Source organism: Streptomyces sp. NPDC088923 (assembly GCF_044749745.1).
In the GTDB taxonomy this organism is placed as follows: domain Bacteria; phylum Actinomycetota; class Actinomycetes; order Streptomycetales; family Streptomycetaceae; genus Streptomyces.
This window is the reverse complement of the sequence record NZ_JBIVIO010000003.1, coordinates 505,731-525,872: the sequence shown is the minus strand read 5'-3', so window position 1 is coordinate 525,872 and position 20,142 is coordinate 505,731. Positions and strand designations below refer to the sequence as shown.

Sequence of the window (20,142 nt, the reverse complement as noted above, 5' to 3'; positions counted from 1 at the left end):
ATGGCCCCCAATGATTGGACCGGCAAGTCCAGAAAAGAGCCCGGTCGCGCCGGAGACCTCGTGGGCCGGCACGTCCGGCGGGCGGGAGAATGGGGGAATGAGCACGGGACTGACAGCGAAGGGCAGGGCGACGCGGCAGCGCATTGTGGACGCGACCGCGCTCCTGACCAGACAGAAGGGCGTCGCCGAGACGACGCTGGACGATGTGCGAGCAGCCACGGCGACCAGCCAGAGCCAGCTCTTCCACTACTTCCCCGGCGGCCGGGCGGACATCCTCCTGGCGGTCACCGAGCACGAGGCCGGACAGGTCCTCGCGGCGCAGCGGCCCTTCCTCGACGACCTCTCCACCTGGGAGAGCTGGCAGGCGTGGCACCAGGCGGTACTCAGCCACTACACGGAGCTGGGGCAGCGCTGCCCGCTCGGCAACCTCACGACCGAACTGGGCAAGTCATCCCCCGAGAGCAGGACGATCCTCTCCACCCTGTTCGACGAGTGGGAGCAGGCCCTGTTGCGCGGCGTGCGCTCACTGACGGGCGAGGAAACCGACGTCGCGCACGCCAGAGCACAGAGCATCCTGGCGACAGTGCAAGGCGGCGTGGTGCTGCTCCAGGTGACCGGCAGGACCGACTACCTCAAGGCAGCACTTACCGCGGCCATCGCCCCCATGCGGCCCGCGTCCGGCGAAGCCGCGTAGCGCGTCGACGTCCCGCACGGGAGCGCGGCGAAGTGCGGCCATCCGCGAGAATGGACTTGACAATCCATTGTGTGAGCGTAAGCCTTGGATCATTCAATCCATCCTCGGAGTGGGCCCCGCCGTGGCTCGGGACCGGTACGAAGCCGTCGCCGCACGCGGTGCGGTGGCTCTCCGGCCCGGGAGGCTGACCGGCCACGAGGGCGGTCCCACGAGGGTGAGACCCCGGGCCCACGGCCGTCACCCGGCCCGTCCCGTCGCTTCCCGGGCGCAGGCCCCCCTGAGCAGCGTGCGCCCGCGCTCGGCACATGTTCGCAGTCAAGGAGACACGTATGACCCCCCTGACACACACCGATCTCGACCGCATCCGCGAGCTGAAGAGCCGGTACGCGCGGTACGCCGACACCAAGCGGTGGGACGCGGTGGCGGCCCTGTTCACGGAGGACGCCGTCATGCGCTTCCGCGACGTCGACGGCAACCTGGTCAACGAGGTCCCGGCGGCGGAGTTCGCGCGGACGATCGGTGAACGGGTCGGCGCCGGACAGCCCGTCCACCACCTCTTCTCGCACGAGGTGTCCTTCACCTCGGAGACCACCGCGGAGGGCGTGTGGGCGATGGAGGACCTCATCTTCCACGATCGCGAGGCCCACCCCGAAGCACCCTTCTCCCGCATGCACGGCTTCGGTCACTACCACGACAGCTACCGGAAGACCGACGGCGAGTGGCGCATCTCCGGGAGCGAACTCACCCGGCTGCGGATGGAGATCACACCCTGACGGCGCCCCCGCGCCCCGGCCCCGGCCCGCGCTCGCCCATGGCGAGTCCTCCCGCCGGGACCGGAGAGCGCACCGCCGCGACGACGGGGGCGGCCCGGGGCTTTCACCCCGCCGCTCCCTCCCTCGCACGAGGGCTGTCACGTGCGGTTCTCCGCCTGGAACATCCAGCTCTGCTTCTCCAGTTCCGCCGCCAGGCCGATCAGCAGGTCCTGCGTGACCTGGTCGGCGTCGGCCGTTTCTGCGATGCGGGCACGTACCTCGCGGATGACCACGGCGAAGACCTGCACCAGATCCTCGACGGCCTCGGTGTCCTTGCGCCAGCCGGGTGGGAAGGCGGAGAGCCGGGTGCCGGCGGCGATGGTGTCCGCGCGTCCGTCGGGGCTGACGCCGAGAGCGGCGGCCCGCTCGGCCACCGTGTCGGCGAAGTCGCGGGCGCTCGCGACCACTTCGTCGAGTTGCAGGTGGATGGAGCGGAAGCGCGGACCGTACAGGTTCCAGTGCGCCTGCTTGGCGAGGAGGGACAAGTCGAGCAGGTCGACGAGAGTCGCTTGCAGAGCGCGCCCGGCGATCTCGCGTTCCTTTTCGGGCAGCGGACTGTTGATGACGGCCATGAGGGGTTTCCCATCGCTTCGGCCGCGGCCCCGGCACGCCGGGAGTGACCGGCGGAGCGTGGCCGCGGGGGCTGGACTCCCCCACTTCCGGCGGGTCCGGGGCGAGGGAGGAGGAGCGCTTTCAGCGTGCTCTGCCACGGGTGACACCGCATCGGTCAGATGACGGCGCGGGGCACGCGCGGACTCCTGCCGCGGGGGCGCGGGCTGCGTCATTCGACGGTCCGACGAGTGCGCCGGGAGGCGCGCCCGCCGCCCCCTCACGGGAAGCGGGCGGTCCGGCGCCCCTCAACGACCGGGCGGGGCGGGCGTGTTCACCGCGTCCAGGCGGTCCAGGGCCGGGCGTAGCGCTCCGCGCGTCGTCACGCCCAGGCGTGGCAGTACGCGGTAGAGCACGGTGCCGACCGTGCGCGGGAGCAGCCGTGTCCGCGCGCCGATCTCCTCGATCGTCATGCCGTCCGCCGCCATGTCGGCGATCTCGCGCTCCCTCGGCGTCATGGACACGGCCGCTCCCCGGGCCACGTCCTCGACGTTGCGGCCCGTACTCGTTGAATTTCGCCCGCTCCGGCCTCGTCGTGGGGCAGCCGCCCGGTGCCGGGGTGCCGGCCGCAAGGGCGGCGGGGTGACGGCGTGTTCCGCTCCTCCGCCGGGCACGGGCATGACCAGGTGTGTCCCACGCCGGTCGCTCAGCGGCTCGGGTCGAGCAGCAGCTTGCCGGAGGTGCGCCGTGACTCGATGTCGGAGTGCGCCTGGTGGGCGTCACCGAGCGGGTAGCGGCCTGTGATGTCGATCCGGAGTTCGCCCTCGCGGATCTTGTCGAACAGGTCGCCGGTGTGCCGACGGAGCAGGTCCGGGGTGTGGATGTGGTCGGAGAAGACCGCGTAGGTGACCTTGATGCTCTTGGGCAGGTCGAACATGCTCACCTTGGGGATGTCGCCGATCAGCGGGCCGTAGTACACGAGCGTGCCGACTCGACGCAGGACCTCGGTCGAGGGCCAGAACGTGGTGGCGCCGCCACCGTCGAAGACCGCGTGCACGCCCTCCCCGCCGGTCAGTTCCATGACGGATCCGACGAAGTCGCCGCCGGAGGAGACGAGGACCTCGTCCGCGCCGGCCGCCTTGGCCGCCGCCACCTTCTCCTCACGGGACACGAGGCCGATCACGCGCACTCCGCGCAGGGTGAGCAACTGAGTGACGAGGCGGCCCACCCCGCCCGCGGCGGAGTGCACGAGCGCGGTTTCCCCGGCCGTGAGCGGGGCGGATTCGGTGACGAAGTGGTGGGCCGTCAGGCCCTGCATCATCGTCGCGGCGGCGACGTCGCTCGGGATGTCGTCCGGGACGGGGACCACCCGGTCCGCGGCGATCGCGATCTTCTCCGCGTAGCCGCCGGAGTCCGAGAGCAGCGCCACCCGGTCACCGATCGCGAAGCCATCGACACCCTCCCCGAGGGCGCTCACCCGGCCCGCGCCCTCGACGCCCGGAATGAGGGGCAGGCCGAGGGGAAGGAAGCCCGCACGGGTGCCGGTGTCCATGAAGTTGACACCGCTGAAATCGAGATCCACGACCAGCTCGCCGGCCTTGGGCTCGGGGTCGGGCCACTCCCTCAGCTTGAGAACTTCGGGACCACCGGTCTCTTCCAGCACTACAGCACGCATCGTGCACACCTTTTCGTAGAGAACCACGGAGTGAACTCCGCGGGGAACAGCCGCCGAGCAGCGGATGGATGTGTCGCCCCGGGCACTTCCGGCACAGGAGAGGTCCCCTGCCTTTCGGTGCGATGCCGAGTGACAGGTATGAGCGTAGGAGGCATTTTTTGGACCGGCAAGTCCAGGAAGTGGCATGGCGAGCGGCCCGCCAAAGGCTCACAAAGGGGATCGAAATTCCCCCATGACTGGACCGCGCGTTCCATAAGCGTGGTGCAACGCGCGGTACGCTGACGACCATGGCACTCACACCTAAGGGCCTCGCCACCCGACAGCGCATCATCGAGGGGGCGGCGGCACACGTGCGCAGTGACGCCCCGGGGACGGTGACACTCGACGACATCCGAGCGATCACGGGGACCAGCAAGGGGCAGCTGTTCCACTACTTCCCCGGCGGCAAGGAGGAGATCCTCCTCGCCGTCGCGCGCCACGAGGCCGACCGCGTCATCACCGACCAGCAGCCCCACATCGACTCCCTCGACACGTGGGCCGCGTGGTCCCGCTGGCGGGACGCCGTCGTGGCGCGCTACCAGGCCCAGGGGGCGAGCTGTCCGCTCGGGACGCTGATGGACCAGGTGGGCAGCACCCCCGGGGCGGCCGAGGTGGCTTCGACGCTGCTCTCCCGCTGGGAGGGGCTCCTCCGTCAGGGCGTCGCGACGATGCAGGCCGAAGGGCTCGTCGATCCTGCCCTGGACCCGCGACGGGCGGCAGCGGCCTTCATCGCGGGTATCCAGGGCGGCGTCCAGATGCTCCGGTCGACCGGGGACAGCACCCACCTCGAAGCAGTCCTCGACATCCTGATCGACCACCTCAAAGGCGGTGCACGAGCGCGGATTTGACCCCGTCGGCGGGAGCCGGGTCAGGAGGCGTCGCGCAGGAGACCGGCGGCGCGTTCGGCGAGGGCGTAGACCGTCGCGTTGGTGTTGTTGGAGGGGATGGACGGCATCACCGAGGCATCCGCGATCCGCAGCCCGGCGAGGCCGTGGACGCGTAGCGCCGGGTCGACGACGGCGTTCCCGTGCTCGCCCATCGCGCAGGTGCCGACCGGGTGGCAGTACGAGCCGAAGAAGCGGCGCGCGTAGCCGGCCAGGTCCGCGGCGCTCGTGAGGGCCGGGCCGGGGGCGACCTCCTCCGCGCCCCAGGGGGAGAGCGCACCGGAGGCGACGATCTCGCGCGCGGTGGCGATGCCCGAGAGGACGGCCCGTACGTCCTGCTCCTCGGCGAAGTAGCGCGGGTCGATCACGGGCGGGACGAACGGGTCGGCGGACGCGAGCCGCAGGGTGCCGCGGCTCGCGGGACGCATCGGTGAGACACCGATGGAGAAGCCGTTCTCCACCGGCGCCACCGGGTTGGGCAGCGCGAGGTCGATGAAGATGAGCTGGATGTCGGGGCCGCCGTCCCCGGCCTCGGGGCCGCGCAGCAGGCCGATGATCTCGCCGTGGTTGTGCCGCGCCTCCGGGACCTCGCGGCGGGTGCGGTGGACCAGGTTGACGCGGGGGTGGTCGTGGAGGTTGCGCCCGACGCCCGGCAGGGCGTGCCGCACCTCGATCCCCGCGGCGCGCAGTTCGTCGGCGGGACCGATACCGGAGCACAGCAGCAGGTGGGCCGAGCCGAGGGTGCCCGCGGTGAGGACCGTTTCGCGGGCGGCCCGGGCGGTGAAGCCGTGCCCGTCGACGGTGTACTCGACGCCGGTGCAGCGGCCCCCGTCGAGGAGCAGCCGGTGGGCGCGCGCGCCGGTGACGACGCGCAGGTTGGGGCGGTCGAGCACGGGGGTGAGGTAGGCGTCGGCGGCGCTCTGCCGACGTCCGTCGACGATGTTGAGATCGACGGGCGCGAAGCCCTCCTCCAGTCCGCCGCTGATGTCCCGGGCGCGGTGGTGCCCGATCGAGGTGGCACCGTCGAGGAGAGCGAGGAGCACGTCATTGGGTTCGGCGGCCGGGCCGACGATCAGCGGACCGTCGGTGCCGCGCCCCGTACCGCCGCCGAGCGCCGTCTCGGTGCGCCGGAACCAGGGCAGCAGTTCGTCGTAGGACCAGCCCCTCGCGCCCAGTCCGGCCCAGGCGTCGTAGCTGGAGCGGTGGCCGCGGGCGAAGACCATCGCGTTGATGGCCGAGGAGCCGCCGAGACCCTTGCCCCGGGGCAGTGCGACGAGTCCGCCGTCCGGCCCCTGCGGCTCGGTGCGCTCGCCCCAGCTCGCCTCCGTCGCGGCGAGCGAGGGCCAGGCGGGCGGCGTCGCCACGGCTTTCGGGAGCGCCTCGGCGGGTGCGCCCGCTTCCAGCAGGAGCACGCGGGTCGCGGGGTCCTCGGTGAGGCGGGCGGCCAGCACGCAGCCGGCCGATCCTCCACCCACCAGGACGAAGTCGTAGCTCTGCGTGGGCTGTTCGGTCGCGTTCGGCATGTCCCCGCCTCTTCCTGCCCGGTCGTGCGGCTCGGAGAGGCACGCCGTTGACACACACGAAGCGAGCGGATCAGTGATACGTGTCGAGCGTAGCATCGTGTCCGCTCCCGTCGCGCACACATGTGTGCCGGCATCGGCCGAGCCGCTGGCTCAGGTGGCGTGGACGGCTCCGGGCGGGCTCCGGCGCCCCGGCCCGCGCCCGCCCCGTCTCACACGCGCTCGCCCCGCCTCACCCGCTCTCGCTCTGTCTCACCCGGCGAGCGAGGCCGCGTCCCCCATCACAATGACGGGGTGTTGCTTCGGGTCCAGGGCGCGCAGGAGTTCCCTCATGTGCTCCGCGGCGATGCTGACACACGCGTGCGTCGGGCCGCCGTGGTCGACGTGTATCCATACGCCGCCGCCCTTCCCGTAACCCTGCGGGCGGGTTCCGTCGAGGGGTGAGGTTCCCTTCGCGCGGTTGTAGTCGATGGCGACGACGTAGTCGAAGGAGCCGGCGAGGGGTTCTCCCTGGAAGCCGGTGCCGCCGGCGACGAAGTGGGAAGAACGGTGGTACGGCAGGCGGCTGCCCGGGTCGGGGCGCAGGCCGCCCGCGTCGCTGAGGGTGAAGACGCCGATGGGTGAACGGAGATCGCCCTCGTGATGGTCGTCGGTCCACCCCTTGTCACCGTTGTGCGCGGGCCAGGAGGGGCCCGCCAGCCAGCCCGCTCCGGTGCGCCGGTAGAGGACGAGGCGACCGCGCGGGGAGTCCTTCGACTCGCCCGTGACGACGACGGCTTGGCGGCTGTCGGCCGGGATGCGGTCGAGCATCCGTTCTCCCAGGTGGGGCAGGCGGGCGGGAAGGGCGGGCGAAGGGGAAGCGGTCGGTGTCGTGGCCGCGGGGGCGGGTACGGCGGCGTGCGTCGTCCGTGCCGGGGCGGCCGCCGGACGGTCCGCGGGCGCGGCGGAGCAGCCCGCGACGGCGGCGAGCGCGGCGAGCAGAAAGCCGAGGCGCGCGCGTGGATGCCTGTCGCCGGGGAGAGTCGCCCGTGCGGTGACGAGCGGAGGTCTGTTCCTGGGGTCCACGTCTCTTCCTTCCCTTCACCCGCTTCCGAGGACGCGCCTCGGACGTACTGACTAAGTGCGCGGTCGCGGGCGGCGCCGACTGGTCTGCCCGGGCCGCGCGTTCGCTCCTGTCACGTTGCGCAAGGGTACGGAGGTTCAGCCGGTCCCGGATCGCCGGCCACGCGCCACCGCCGCGCGCGAGGGCGTCGCCCCGCGCGCGCCGCTCTCCTTGCGCTTAAACCTGTCACCTGTCAAAGTGGTGACGAACCGACGAGGCTGCTGACACCCCGACCACCGCGCCCCGGCGGGTGAGGTGCCGCCGCAGACCGTCGCGTCCGGCCCACGCCCCCTGCCCGGACGTCTGCCGTATGCTCGGCGGGTATCCGGGGCGTACATGTGCGAGGAGATACATGCCTGCCGTAGCAGACGGAAGCGGACACACCCCCACGACACGCACCGCGACCCGGGACACCGGAACCGAGGATGTGGCTCTCACGCTGGCCGCGTGCGGCGGCGACGTGGCGGCTCTGGGCGCTCTGCTGGAACGTCACCGACCCGGTATGCGGGCGGTCGCGCTGAGCCTTCTCGGACCCGGGCCCGACACCGAGGACGTCCTCCAGGACGCCGCCCTCGTGGCCCTGCGCCGGATCGGCGACGTCCGCGACCCGGCGGCGACGGGAGCCTGGCTGCGCATGGTGGTCCGCAACAGCGCCCGTACCCTGCTGCGCGAGAGGGGGCGTACGGAACCGGTCGCCGAGGTGCCCCTGCCGCCCAGCGCCTCCACGCCGGAGAGCGTCCTGGACAGGCACGTGATGCGGGACTGGGTCTGGGCGGCGGTGGAGTCTCTGTCGCCCACGCTGCGACTGCCCGTCGTCCTGCGGTACTTCACCGTCGGCCTCACGCCGTACCAGCGGATCGCCGAGGTGTGCGGGATACCCGTCGGCACCGTACGCAGCCGGCTCCACCAGGCGCGCGCGGCGCTCACCGCCGCCTTGCGCACGGCCGCCGACGGGGCGTACGAGGACACCCGCCGGCGCACCGAGGAGTCCTGGACCGAGGCGTACGAGACGCTGGCCGCCGCCGAGCGCGGCGAGTTCGCGCGGGTCGCCGCCGACCGCTGGGCGCCCGGCCTGTCGGTGTTCGGCGGCGGCCTGCGGCTGGGTGGCACGCCCCTGCTCCTCGCCGGCATGGACGGCGACCTGTCCGCCGGGGTCCGTCAGCGCCCGGCGCACGTGACCGCCGGACGCTCCCTGGTCGTGTGGGAGATGGACCTGCTCAACCCTCCGGACGACCCCGGCCACTGCCCGCCCGGGGTCGCCTGGATCATGACCCTGACCGGCGGTCGCGTCGACCGGCTCAGCCTGTACCACGCACCCCGACCCTCCATGGAAAGCCCGGTCCCGCACCTGTGAACGCGTCTGCCGACGTCCTCGCCGTGTCCCAGCTCATCGCCCGTTACGCCGAACTCGTGGACGCCGGCGACTTCGCCGGTGTGGGCACCCTGTTCACCGGGGACTCCGTCTTTCGCGGCAGCGGCAGGCCCGCCGTCGGCGGCGCGGGGGTCGAGGCCATGCTGAACGCCTCGGTGATCCGGTACGAGGACGGCACGCCCCGTACCCAGCACGTCACCACGACCAGTGCCGTCGAGGTCGACGAGGACGGCCGCGGCGCGAGCGCCCGCTCCGCCGTCACCGTCTTCCAGGCGCTGCCGGACTTCCCGCTCCAAGCGGTCGCGGCGGGCAGGTACGAGGACCGCCTCGTCCGGCGCGGCGGACGCTGGCTCTTCGCCGAACGGCGGCTGCGCATCCACCTGGTGGGCGACGTCAGCCACCACCTGCGCGGCTGACCCGCGACGCGCGGCAGCACGCAGCACGGGGCGGCGGGGCGCCCGGACCGGCTCGAACAACCGGTCCGGGCGCTCCGCGCAGCGGTACCCGGGCATGTGGGTGAGCGGTACCCCGGCGTGCGGGTGAGCGGCCGCCGGACATACGGCTCAACGGCCGCCGGGCATACGGCTCGCCAGTGGCCGGGCAGAGTTCAGCGGCGACCCGGCAGGCTGTGCGCGACAGCCCCCGCCATCGCGCTCTCACCCGCCGCGTTGGGGTGCAGCGGAGCCGCCGGGGGCTGGGGGGCGAAGGTCTCGATCCACCGCGTACCCGTCGGTCGGCACAGGTCGTGGCCGACCGTCGGCCCGTAGGTGTCCACGTACCGCGCACCACCGCGCCGGGCCTCGCGCGCGAGCATCGCGTTCAGCTCCTTCTCCTTGTCCCGCAGGTAGGGGAAGTCACCGGCGGCGAGCGGGACCGTGGCGCTGGTGCACGCCACGCCGTCCTCCGGGAAGAGGTCCGGGTATCCGACGAGCACGACCCGGGCGTGCGGAGCGCGCCGGTGGATACGGCGCAGGACGTCGGCGATCTTGGGGGCGCTCGCGTTGATCGCCCCGGTGACCTGGTCGGTGCCGGTCGAGGTGAGGTGCTCTGCGCAGGGCGCGCCCGACGGGTCGCTCGCCGACAGCTTCGCGCAGGTGCCGAGCACCGTCGTGAAGCCGATGTCGTTGCCGCCGACGGTGAGGGTGACCAGGTCGGTTCCCCTCTCCAGGACGTCGAGTTGCGGCGCCACCGTGCCCTGGGGCCCCGTCATGTCGGCGGTGGTGGCGCCGGAGCACGTCACGTCGGTGAGCTTCGCCCCGGTGGCTCGTGCCACCAGCGAGGGATAGTTCGCGCTGGAGCGCAGGCAGGTCGCGTCCACCTGGTCCGGTACGCCGGGGGCGGACGCGTAGGAGTCGCCGAGGGCCACGTAGTCGACGCGGTGCGCGTGGGTCCCGGTGTGGGGGCGGGGATGTGCGTGCGTGCCCGTGGGCCTGCCCTGGTGGGCTTGAGCGGGCGCGGTGCCCGCGAACAGGGCGGCCCCGGCCAGTACGGCGGCAGCGGCCGCCACGGCGCGGCGGCGGCCGGAGGCGGAAGAACGGCTCGTCACATGTATTCCTTTCGGGAAAGGCTGGAAAGCTTCCACCCCATGGACGTATCGCGCCCCCCGCGAGGATCATCGTGCGTGATAACGAATGCGTTGCTCTCCCGGCGAGCGCCGGCCCAGCGAGCGCGCCACCGCACACGTGTCACCGACGGCGGACCTGCCCGTCGGTACGTTCCGGAGGTGCGGCTATGGTCACACCATGACCCCTCGCAAAGCCCTCGTCCTCGATTTCGGTGGTGTGCTCACCACCCCCCTGATCCCCGCCGCGCTCGCCTTCGAACGGCGGGAGGGACTGGCCGAGGGCACCCTCTTCCGCGCCCTGTACGCCGACGCGGAGATGATCCGGCTCACCGAGGAGCTGGAGCGCGGCGCCCTCACCCAGTCCCGGTGGAACGCCGAGGCGGCGGACCGGACCGGCCTTGCCGCCGACAACCTCATGGGCCGCCTCTTCGCCGACCTGCGTCCGCAGCCGGAGCTGATCGGCGCGGCCGCGGCGGCGCGCCGCGCCGGGGTCCCGGTGGCGCTCCTCTCCAACTCCGTGGGCCGTGCGCCGTGGGACCTGTACGCCGGGTACGACCTGGACTTCGACGCCGTCGTGATCTCCGAGGACCACGGGGTCCGCAAGCCGGAGGAGGCCGCGTTCGCGCTGGTGCTCGACAAGCTCGGGATGGCGGCGGCCGACTGCGTGTTCGTCGATGACACCGCGAGCTATCTGCCGCCCGCCGCGGGGCTGGGCTTCGCGACCGTGCACGCCGAGGAGCCGGGCCGTACGGTCGCCGCGCTGGAACAACTGCTCGGCCTCGCGCTCGCCTCTCGGTGAGGGCTCCCCCGCGCGGGACCCATGCACACGTGTGCCCGTGTCGGGCACACTGGTTCACTTGGCAGAGCCTTCCGCCCGCCGCCTCCTCGGTTCCTTCCTCAAAGCGCGCGGGGCCGAGTTGACACCACAGGAGTGCGGGCTGCCGGTGTCCGGCGGCCCGCGCCGCGTCGCCGGGCTGCGCCGCGAGGAAGTGGCGCGGCTCGCCCCGATCAGCGTCGACTACTACACCCGTCTCGAACAGGGCATGGTCCGCGCCTCCGCATCGGTGCTCGGCAGACTCGTGCCCGCGCCGCGGCTGGACCAGGACCAGCAGACCTACCTGTACGACAGGAAGGAGTACGTCGACCAGGCCGTGGACCGCCTCGCCGCCTTCTTCACCGAAAACCTGGACGCGGCGGGAGCGTGACACGTACGGCCACCTACGGGTGGAAACGCGCCATACCCGCGCCACATGCGCGCCGCGCGCGAAGATGCGGAGCGGAGCCGACAGCGGGCGCGGGAGGGTGGCGGCCCCCGGGCCGGTCCGTCCTCGGCCGGTGCCGCTCGGCCCGTCTCCTGGCCCGGTCCGCGGAGCGCCGGATCGCTGGTCTTGAACGCGAGTTGCTCCGGGCCCGACACGTCGGTTCTCCTCCTCGGCGCCCTGGCAGTCCCCGGCGCCCGGCGTACGGAGCGGGGCCAGCACGGGACCAGGGCACACGTATGAATGCCGGGGCGTGCTCCGTGAGCAACACGGGGAGTGGAACCGAGGAATGGAACCGCTTTCACACCCGCTGGCCGAGGGACCGCTTCCTCGTGAGAGACTGCGCGCCGGACACGCGGACGCGGGGCGCGGGCGTCACCGAGGGAGACGGGCGGGAGAAGGCCACGCCGAGCGCGTGGGGGCGGGAGCCCGCCCGGGGTGCGGGACCACGGCGACCGAGGGCTGGGAGGGAATCGGGATGAGCGACGTGGGTGGGACGGCCGGTCCCGCGATGCCGGGTCTTGTCGGGCGCGGGGCGGATCTGGCGTTCATCCGGTCGTTCTTCGGCAACCCGGTGGTCACGGGGGCGGCGCTGCTGCTCAGCGGTGAGGCGGGGGTCGGCAAGACCGCGGTGCTCGACGAGGTCGCGGGTGCGGCCGAGCGCGACGGCGTGCGGGTGCTCCGTGCCCAGGGGGTGCAGTTCGAGGCGGACATCGCCTATTCCGGCCTGAATCAGCTGCTGCTGCCGCTGTTCACCTCCTTCGACGCGCTGGAACCGGTGCACAGGGACGCGCTGCGGGTGGCCGTGGGCATCGGCTCGGGACCCGCCCCCGACCGCCTGCTGACCTCGACAGCGGCGCTGCTCCTGCTGCGCCAGGTGTCGGTGGACACACCCCTGCTGCTGGTGGTGGACGACCTGCCGTGGGTGGACCGGGCGACGACGGCGGTCCTGGGTTTCGTGGCCCGTCGGCTGGTCGGTTCCCACGTCGACTTCCTCGCCGCGTGCCGCAACGGCACCGACAGCTTCTTCGAGTCCAGCGGGCTGACCGAGCACAGGATCGAGCCGCTCGACTCCGGTGCCGCCGCCGAGCTCCTGCGCCGCCGGCACCCCGACGTCTCCCCGGCCGTGCGGCGCCGTGTCGCCGCCGAGGCGCACGGCAATCCCCTGGCCCTCGTCGAACTGCCCGCCGCGCTGACCGGGGACCAGCGGACGACGTCGGCGGCGCTGCCGTCGGTGCTGCCGCTGACCGAACGCCTCCAGGCGCTGTTCGCCTCCCGCGTCGCCGGACTCCCGAGCGGGGCAAGGGAGTTGTTGCTCCTCGCGGCACTGGACGGCACCGGTGACCTCGCCGCCGTGGAGGCGGCAGCGGCGGGCCGTGCCGCGGTCGAGGACATCACCGCCGCCGCATGGGACCGCCTGGTGCGGATCAGCCCGGACACCCGCCGGATCTCCTTCCGGCACCCCCTCATGGGTTCGGCGGTGGTCGAGGGATCGACCACCGCCGAACGCCGCCGCGCCCACCAGTCGCTCGCGGACGTGCTGACGGACCACCCCGAGCGCCGCGCCTGGCACCTGGGCGAGGCGGCGGCGGGCCCCGACGAGGAGGTCGCCGGGCTCCTTGAGCACGCCGCCCACCTGCGGCTGCGGCGCGGGGACGCGCTCGGCGCCGTCGCGGCGCTGATCCGGGCGGCGGTGCTGAGTCCGCGGCCCGCGCCCCGGGCCCGGCGGCTCGCCGAGGCCGCGTACATCGGCGCCGAGGCGGGCGGCGAACTGGACGACGCCTCACGCCTCCTGGAGGACGCCCGGTCGGTCGACCCGGGCAGTACGCAGTCCCTGCACGCCGCGGCGGCCTCCGCGTTCCTGCTCATCAACCGCGACGGTGACATCGGCACGGCACACCGCCTCCTCGTCGGCGCGATCGAGTCCGGCGCCGAGGGCGGGCACGGCTGGGACGCCGCCGATCCCGCCCTCTGCGAGGCGCTGCACACCCTCGTCCTGCTGTGCTGGTACGGGGGCGAGGCCGCGTTGTGGCAGCCCCTTCTGGAGATCCTCGACCGGCTCGTACCGCGGGCACCCGACCTGCTCCGGGTCAGCGTCGAGACCTTCGGTGACCCCGCCCGTACCGGCCCCGGCGCCCTCCCCCGGCTGCGGGAACTGCTGGCCGAGCCGCACGAGGACCCCTCCCGTCTCGCCCGGGCCAGCGCCTACGCCGACCGGCTCCCCGAGATCCGCGAGGCCAATCTGCGCCTGATCGAGCAGGGCCGGGCGGGCACCGCGCCGGCTCGCCACCACGTCGGCGCGCTCATGCACCTCGGCATCGACTACTACCACCTGGGCCGCTGGGACGACGCCGCCCGCTGCGCCGCCGAGGGGCACGCGCTGTGCGAGCAGTACGACCTCGGCTTCTGCGCGTGGTACTTCGACTACGTGCAGGCCGCCGTCCAGGCCGCGCGGGGCGAGGCGGAGGCCGCCGCGCAGGCGGCCGAGCGGATCGTGCGGTGGGCGGCGCCGCGCGGCGCGCACGGCGCCCGGTACTTCGCGCTGCACGCGCTCGGGATCGCGGCCCTCGGCAGCGGGGACTACGAGAGCGCCTACCGGCACGGCAGCGCGCTCACCACCCCCGGCACCCTCGCCCCGTTCGTCCCGCTCGCCATGTGGGCGGCGATGGACCTGGTCGAAGCGGCGCAGCGCACGGGACGCGAGGAGCTCGCCGCCGCCCACGCGGCCGCGGCGGGCGCCTCGGGGATGCCCGGGCTGTCGCCCCGGCTGCGGATGCTGGCCCGGGCGAGCCAGGCGCTGACGACGCCCGGCGAGGCGGGACTGCCGCTCTTCGAGGAGGCCCTGGCCCACGGCTCGCCCCGGTGGCCCTTCGACACCGCCCGGGTCCGTCTCGCCCACGGCGAGCGCCTGCGCCGGCTGCGGGCCGGGACCGAGGCCCGCGACGAGCTGACCCGCGCCCTGGCCGCCTTCCAGCACCTCGGCGCCGCGCCCTGGGCCGCGCGCGCCGCCTCGGAGCTGCGTGCCGCCGGGCAGGCCGTGCCCGGCGCCACCGACGCCACGGCGGTCCTCACCGCCAGGGAGCGGCCGATCGCCCAGCTCGCCGCCTCCGGCCTGACCAACAAGCAGATCGCCGATCGTCTCTTCCTCTCCCACCGCACCATCGGCACCCACCTCTACCAGATCTACCGCAAACTCGGCATCTCCTCCCGCGCGGCCCTGCGCGACGCCCTGAACACCCTCGACGCCCCGGGGACGCGATCCGGGGACTGAGCCGGTCCGGCCGGGGGCATGGGGTGTGACGTACGGGATCGCGCCCGGCGGGCAGGGGGCGAGAGGTGACGTACGGGCCGGGCCCGCGTCCGCCGAGAGATGCCGTCATGCGGCAAGCCATATGACGTATTCCGCCCGGCCCGGCTCCTCGGCCACAGTGACGGGACACGTTTCACCGGGGCCCGGCCCCGGCAGCCCGGCGGGAGAGGGAAACACGGGATGCACGACGTCCAGGACGGCGACCCGGACATCCACTGGCCCTCCGGCTTCACCCCCGGCCTCGCCCACGGCTTCTGCCACGCGCACACGGTGGTGCGGGCGCCCGCGTCGCGGGTCTTCGCGCGCCTCATCGACGTGGAGCGCTGGCCGCTGTGGGTGCCCGGGGTCGAGCGGGTACGGTTCGGCGCCCCCCAGAACACCTTCGAACTGTGGCTCGGGGACGACCGGTTCGAGGTGATCGTCGGCGAGCAGGTGCCGCACACCAGGCTCGGCTGGTCCGGGATCGGCGCCCGGACCCTGCTCTACCAGGCATGGCTGCTGCGGCCGCGCGGGGACGGCGCGACCCATGTGGTGAGCGAGAGCGTCGTCCGCGGTCCCGCCGGGCCCGGGCCCGGCCGGGCCGACCGCCTCAACGCCCTGTGGCTGGCCCGGCTCAGACGGACCCTGGAGGCGGACCCCCCACCGGACGCGGCCGCACCGGGGGACTCCGCGCCCCACGAGCCCTTCCCGCTCTGACCCGGGGACCCGGACCATGACACATGTGACCGCTCTCCCCCGGCTGGCCCGGAACACATCCACACATGTACGGGACGGGCCTCCCCGGGCTCGCGACACACCCGGGAGGCCACCCTCCCGTGACGAGCGGACACGTGTCGCTCTACGCTGCTCGTCGAGGACCGGGCGACTCCGGGCTACGGCGGGGGCGGCGGTCACACATGGTGGACGGCCTCAGCCGCGCACCGTCGCGCGCCCTGTCCCGGAGGAACGCACCCCTCGCGTCCGCCCCGGACGGCACAGACCGAGGACCGCACAACCGGCGAAGGGAACGGGGGCCGCATGGAGCCATACGGCAAGACGTTGATCGGGCGCGCGAGCGAACAGGAGGAACTGGCCTCGTTCGTCTGCGCGCCGAGCGGACAAGCCCTCGTCCTGCGGGGCGACACGGGCATCGGCAAGAGCGCGCTGCTCGAACACACCGCGGGCCTCGCCGCCCGCGAGGGCCACCGGGTGATCAGGGCCATCGGCGTCGAGGCCGAATCCGACCTGCCGTTCGCCGGACTGCACCAGTTCCTTCATCCGCTGCTGCCCCACATCGACCGGCTCGACCCGGCGCACCGCGAGGTCTTCGAGGTGGTCTTCGGGCGTGGTGGGCCGACCCCGCCGTCGGTGATGGCCCTGTCCATCGCCGTACTGGACCTGCTCTCGGTGGCCTCCTCGCAGAAGCCGCTGCTGCTCGCCCTGGACGATGGCCAGTGGCTCGACGCCGGGAGCGTGGAGGTGTGCGGTTTCGCGGGGCGACGGCTCGCCGGAGGCGCCGTCAAGCTCCTCGTCGGGGTGCGCGCGGACATCGCCTCCCGCTTCGACACGGCCGCGCTCCCGGAATTGCCGGTCACCACCCTCTCGTCCGCCGCCTCCGAGGAACTCCTGGACCGGCACCACCCCGGGCTCGACCCGCGCTTGCGGGGCATCGTCCTCGACGAGGCCCGCGGCAACCCCCTGGCCCTGCTTGAGCTGCCGCCGTTCCTCGTCTCCCGCGCCGAGCGCGGCATCGAGGAACTGCTCGGCCACCAAGGCGTGCCGCTGCCCCGTCGGCTGCAACACGTCTACGGCACCCGCATCAGCGCCCTGAGCCAGGAGGCACGCGCGGAACTGCTGCGCGGCGCCCTGGACGGCGTCGTCTCGGGTGCCGCCCCCGCGAGCGGCCGGGGAGTGCGCTACCGCATGACCGACGCGGACGAGGCCGCCCACGCGGGCTTGGTCGAGATCGACCCGGTCAGCGGCGACTTCGTCTTCCGGCACCCCCTGGTGCGGTCCACCGTCGTGCACATGGCCACGCCCAACGAGCGGCGCTCGGCGCACGCGGCGCTGGCCCGGGTCCACCAGGACGACGTGGAACGCCGCGCCACCCACCTCGCCGCCGCCACCGTGGACCCGGACGAGCGGGTCGCCACCGAACTGGAGGCGGCCGCGGAGTCGGCGACCCGGCGCGGCGGCGCGCTCGCCGCGATGGGCTGGCTGACGCGGGCCGCCGAGCTGAGCGAGGAGCGCGAGGAGCGCTCGCGCCGGCTCGGGGGCGCCGCGTTCATCGCCGGGCACGCCGCCCTCTTCGACCAGGCACAACAACTCGTGCGCTCCGAAGCGGTGCTGGGCCACGGCGACTCCCCCGCCACCGTGGTCGCCGCCGCGTACCTCGCGCTGTACCAGGACGGCGAGGTGCGTTCCTCACGCCGCCAGGTGGCGGCCGCGATCGAGGCGCTGCGCGCGAGCGGCGTCCACGGACCGGCCGAGGAGGAGGTGCTCGAACGCCTCGTCAACCTGCTCCTGGCGATCAGTCAGTACGCGGGCGACGCCGCCTCCTGGGAGCACACCCGCGCCCTCGTCGGCGCGCTCGGCGCCCCGGCCGGACCCGTACCGGCCCGCTCGCTGCTCTACCGCGACACCTGGAGCGACGTGGTCCGGCACGGCGGGGACGCCCGCGAGCGCCTTGAGGAGGAGTTCGCGGGCCTGCCGCGCCTGGAGCCCTGGGACGTGGCCCGCCTCGGCGTCAGCGCCTACCACCTGGACACGCTGGGCCAGTACCGCCCCCACCTGCGCCGCACGGTCGACCGCGAGGTGGAGACCGGCGCGACCGCCATCGGCATGACCATGCTGCACCTGATCATGCTGGACCAGATAGCGGTCGGCGAGTGGGACGAGGCCGAGCGCACCGGCGAACGCGGCCTCGGCCTCGCGCTCGCGCACGACCACGCGCTCTTCGCCCATCACAGCCGCGCCTACCTGGCGCTGCTCGCCGCCCTGCGCGGTGGACTCGACCGCGCCCGGGAGCTCCAGTCCGCCGTCGAGTCCTGGGCCCGCCCGCGCGGCATCGGCTTCCTCACGCAGATCGCCGATGCCGTCGGCACCATCGCGGCGCTCAGCGAAGGGGACTACGAGGCCGCCTACCTCTACGCGATCGGCATCACCTCCCCCGGGACCTTCGAGGCCTGCGCCCACCAGGCGCCCCGTACGCTGCTCGACCTCGTGGAGGCGGCCGTCCACACAGGGCGTGGTGCCGAGGCCCGCGCACACGCCCTGGCCGCCCGGGACGCGGGTCTGCCGCGGGTCTCGCCACGCCTCGCGCTGCTGACGTACGGGGCCCTCGCGATGACCGCCGAGGACGACGAGGAGGCCGCCGCCATGTGCGCGCGGGCGGAGGGGGTGCCCGGCGCGGCCGGTTTCCCCTTCGAACTGGCGCGGATACGCCTGGCCCACGGCATCCGGCTGCGTCACGCGCAAGGCCCCACATCGGCGCGCGCGGCGCTCACTCGTGCCGCCGAGTCCTTCGAGCGTCTCGGCGCCGCCTCCTGGGCGGTTCGCGCCCGCGCCGAACTGCGCGCCTCCGGCAGGGCGGCCCGGCCCGGCTCCGCGCACCTGGCGGAGCTCACCTGGCAGGAGCAGCGGATCGCGGGGCTCGCCGCGAGTGGACTGACCAACAAGGAGATCGGCGAGCGGATGCACCTGTCGCCGCGCACCGTCAGCTCACACCTTTACCGGGTGTTCCCGAAGCTCGGCATCACCTCCCGTGCCGCCCTGCGCGACGCTCTGGGCACGGCCACCGGGACGACGGACCCGACGCCCTGAGCGCGGGAGCGCCGGCGACGGCCGGGACACAGGTCTCGGAGCACCTCTGCCGGGATCTACGTGGCGCCGACGACGTGTTCGTCGAGCCACCAGAGGACGTAGTCGGCGACGACGCGCCGGCCGCCGTCCACGATCAGGGTGTGCCCGCGATCGGCGAACTGCTTGAGGTCGGTGCGGGCGGTGGAGTCCCCGTACTGCTTGTAGACGGCGCGGGTGACCCCGTCAGGGACGACCAGGTCCTCCTGCCCGGAGACGAGCAGCAGCGGGCCACGCCCGGGGTTCGCCGTGTCCGCCGCCGTGAACGGGTGGCGGGGGGCGCCCGCGCAGCCGAGGTCGTCGAGGAGGCGGCGCGGGGCGGGGATCGCGTACCGCTCGTAGAGCCGCCGCGCCTCCTCCTCGGGCACCGTGTTGGCGAAGGTCTCCCGGAACCGGGCCGGGCTGAGCAGCACCGGCCCCCGGCCGGTGGCCGCGCGGTCCCTCGCGATCCGCACCGCGGGAAGAGGGACCTCGTTGACCGGGGCCGCCGCGAGTGCCACCGCCGCTTCGCCCACTCCCGTACCGAGCAGGTGCTGGGCGACCAGACCGCCGACCGAGTGGCCGACGAGGACCGGGGAGGCGTCGAGGGAGCGGACGAGCCGGGCATAGTGCTCGGTCAGTTCCTCCAGGCCCAGATCGGGAAGCAGTTCCGCGCTGTTCCTGGCTTCCCCGGCGGTGGGGGGCTCCCCCGGCCAGCCGGGCGCGTGGGTGGACCAGCCGCGGCCCGCGAAGCGTTCCGCCCACGACTCCCAGGACCGCGCGTGCAGCCACGCGCCGTGGATGAAGACGACGGGAGTACGGGTCACGGGGAGACCTCCGAGCATGATGACGACCTGCACCGGCATGCGGGCGACCGGTCCAGGATCGTCCGGGCGGCCCGGCGCGGACTCAGTCGAATGGCTTAATCCGCCGAAGTTGGGACGCCCTCCGAGCGCTCCAGGCGGTCCACGAACGCGCACGCCACACATGTGTCATCTCCGCCGTCAACTGACTGATGTGTCCGAGTGTGTGACGGGCGAGAGTACGGGCTGTCAGCAGACGTCCCCGGAAGGATCACTGTCATGAGCGGCGACCACCATCGCACCCCCCGCAGGCCGGCTTCGTGCGGTGCCCTCACGGTGGACATCCAGCAGGTACTGGATGTGTGCCTCCAGCGGTCCGTGGAGGCGGAGTTCCGGTACGACCCCGCATCGCCGCTGGTGGTGACGGTGCGGCTCGCCCCCGAGGGCTGCCCCGGGGTCGTGTGGCACCTCGGGCGCGACCTGCTCCACCACGGAATGCGAGCGCTCAGCGGGCTGGGAGACGTGCAGGTGTGGCCGTCGTGCCTGGACGCGCCGGCGACGGCGTGGCTGCGTTTGGGCGGCACGGAGGAGGCGGCCCTCTTCGAGTTGCCGGTGCATCCGCTGCTGGAGTGGCTGGAGGTCACGTACCAGGTGGTACCCGCCGGGACCGAACTGGAGCCGGTGGACTGGGGCGCTCTCACGGCGTGGTGGTCCGAGGCTCCGGAGGTGCCGTCCGACTGAAC

17 protein-coding genes and 1 pseudogene are annotated in these 20,142 nt (G+C 73.4%); 11 read left to right on the top strand and 7 right to left on the bottom strand.

What is annotated here, in order from left to right; all coding sequences use genetic code 11:
• Nucleotides 1-97: 97 nt before the first annotated feature.
• Both ACIP4O_RS17860 and ACIP4O_RS17855 read left to right on the top strand, forming a co-directional pair.
• Entirely contained in the window at nt 98-694 is a 597-nt protein-coding gene (locus ACIP4O_RS17860) for a TetR/AcrR family transcriptional regulator (protein ID WP_401575423.1), read from the top strand.
• 329 nt (nt 695-1,023) lie between these two features.
• Nucleotides 1,024-1,467: a nuclear transport factor 2 family protein gene (locus ACIP4O_RS17855; protein WP_401575421.1), complete on the top strand. Its 444-nt coding sequence runs from the start codon at nt 1,024-1,026 to the stop codon at nt 1,465-1,467.
• Nucleotides 1,468-1,604: 137 nt separating this feature from the next.
• Here the strand turns inward: ACIP4O_RS17855 and ACIP4O_RS17850 are convergent, their stop codons facing one another.
• The 3 genes from ACIP4O_RS17850 to ACIP4O_RS17840 all read right to left on the bottom strand — a co-directional run bounded on the left by ACIP4O_RS17850 (nt 1,605) and on the right by ACIP4O_RS17840 (nt 3,730).
• Nucleotides 1,605-2,078 carry a Dps family protein gene (locus ACIP4O_RS17850; RefSeq protein ID WP_401575419.1) on the bottom strand — a complete coding sequence of 158 codons (474 nt, stop codon included), beginning with the start codon at nt 2,076-2,078 and terminating at the stop codon, nt 1,605-1,607.
• A gap of 285 nt (nt 2,079-2,363) precedes the next feature.
• Entirely contained in the window at nt 2,364-2,573 is a 210-nt protein-coding gene (locus tag ACIP4O_RS17845; protein WP_401575418.1) for a helix-turn-helix transcriptional regulator, read from the bottom strand.
• Between the two features lie 188 nt (nt 2,574-2,761).
• A complete protein-coding gene (locus ACIP4O_RS17840; protein WP_401575417.1) occupies nt 2,762-3,730 on the bottom strand; it encodes a quinone oxidoreductase family protein in 969 nt (322 codons plus the stop codon).
• 287 nt (nt 3,731-4,017) lie between these two features.
• Between ACIP4O_RS17840 and ACIP4O_RS17835 the strand changes: the two genes are divergently transcribed.
• Nucleotides 4,018-4,617 carry a TetR/AcrR family transcriptional regulator gene (locus tag ACIP4O_RS17835; protein WP_401575416.1) on the top strand — a complete coding sequence of 200 codons (600 nt, stop codon included), beginning with the start codon at nt 4,018-4,020 and terminating at the stop codon, nt 4,615-4,617.
• Nucleotides 4,618-4,637: 20 nt separating this feature from the next.
• On the opposite strand, the gene ACIP4O_RS17830 is transcribed toward ACIP4O_RS17835, so the two are convergent.
• Together ACIP4O_RS17830 and ACIP4O_RS17825 are read right to left on the bottom strand one after the other, a co-directional pair.
• Nucleotides 4,638-6,176: a GMC family oxidoreductase gene (locus ACIP4O_RS17830; protein ID WP_401575415.1), complete on the bottom strand. Its 1,539-nt coding sequence runs from the start codon at nt 6,174-6,176 to the stop codon at nt 4,638-4,640.
• Between the two features lie 249 nt (nt 6,177-6,425).
• Nucleotides 6,426-7,154 (bottom strand): L,D-transpeptidase family protein, encoded by a 729-nt coding sequence (locus ACIP4O_RS17825; RefSeq protein ID WP_401575510.1) that lies wholly within the window; start codon nt 7,152-7,154, stop codon nt 6,426-6,428.
• A gap of 548 nt (nt 7,155-7,702) precedes the next feature.
• On the opposite strand from ACIP4O_RS17825, the gene ACIP4O_RS17820 reads away from it, so the two are divergent.
• Both ACIP4O_RS17820 and ACIP4O_RS17815 read left to right on the top strand, forming a co-directional pair.
• The gene (locus tag ACIP4O_RS17820) at nt 7,703-8,629 is read left to right on the top strand and encodes an RNA polymerase sigma factor (RefSeq protein ID WP_401575413.1); all 927 of its coding nucleotides are present in this window, start codon (nt 7,703-7,705) and stop codon (nt 8,627-8,629) included.
• Nucleotides 8,626-9,063, top strand: coding sequence for a nuclear transport factor 2 family protein (locus ACIP4O_RS17815; protein WP_401575412.1), 438 nt, complete (start codon nt 8,626-8,628; stop codon nt 9,061-9,063). The genes ACIP4O_RS17820 and ACIP4O_RS17815 overlap by 4 nt, the downstream gene beginning before the upstream one ends.
• Before the next feature lie 191 nt (nt 9,064-9,254).
• Here ACIP4O_RS17815 and ACIP4O_RS17810 read toward each other — a convergent pair whose 3' ends face one another.
• Nucleotides 9,255-10,193 (bottom strand): SGNH/GDSL hydrolase family protein, encoded by a 939-nt coding sequence (locus tag ACIP4O_RS17810; RefSeq protein WP_401575411.1) that lies wholly within the window; start codon nt 10,191-10,193, stop codon nt 9,255-9,257.
• Nucleotides 10,194-10,389: 196 nt separating this feature from the next.
• Here ACIP4O_RS17810 and ACIP4O_RS17805 point away from each other — a divergent pair, with 196 nt between their 5' ends.
• From ACIP4O_RS17805 to ACIP4O_RS17785, 5 genes and pseudogenes are all read left to right on the top strand, one after another.
• The gene (locus ACIP4O_RS17805; RefSeq protein WP_401575409.1) at nt 10,390-11,010 is read left to right on the top strand and encodes an HAD-IA family hydrolase; all 621 of its coding nucleotides are present in this window, start codon (nt 10,390-10,392) and stop codon (nt 11,008-11,010) included.
• 58 nt (nt 11,011-11,068) lie between these two features.
• A pseudogene (locus ACIP4O_RS17800) lies at nt 11,069-11,338 on the top strand (helix-turn-helix domain-containing protein); the annotation flags it as partial.
• 610 nt (nt 11,339-11,948) lie between these two features.
• On the top strand, nt 11,949-14,741 hold the full coding sequence (locus ACIP4O_RS17795; protein WP_401575407.1) for an AAA family ATPase: 2,793 nt from the start codon (nt 11,949-11,951) through the stop codon (nt 14,739-14,741).
• 219 nt (nt 14,742-14,960) lie between these two features.
• Nucleotides 14,961-15,476, top strand: a complete 516-nt coding sequence (locus ACIP4O_RS17790; RefSeq protein ID WP_401575406.1) for an SRPBCC family protein — start codon at nt 14,961-14,963, stop codon at nt 15,474-15,476.
• Between the two features lie 321 nt (nt 15,477-15,797).
• Entirely contained in the window at nt 15,798-18,581 is a 2,784-nt protein-coding gene (locus ACIP4O_RS17785; protein ID WP_401575404.1) for an AAA family ATPase, read from the top strand.
• A 56-nt stretch (nt 18,582-18,637) separates the two neighbouring features.
• Here the strand turns inward: ACIP4O_RS17785 and ACIP4O_RS17780 are convergent, their stop codons facing one another.
• Complete coding sequence (locus ACIP4O_RS17780; RefSeq protein WP_401575402.1) at nt 18,638-19,462, bottom strand: alpha/beta hydrolase; 825 nt, start codon at nt 19,460-19,462, stop codon at nt 18,638-18,640.
• 216 nt (nt 19,463-19,678) lie between these two features.
• On the opposite strand from ACIP4O_RS17780, the gene ACIP4O_RS17775 reads away from it, so the two are divergent.
• Nucleotides 19,679-20,140, top strand: coding sequence for an SsgA family sporulation/cell division regulator (locus ACIP4O_RS17775; RefSeq protein WP_401575401.1), 462 nt, complete (start codon nt 19,679-19,681; stop codon nt 20,138-20,140).
• The last annotated feature ends 2 nt before the right edge of the window (nt 20,141-20,142 follow it).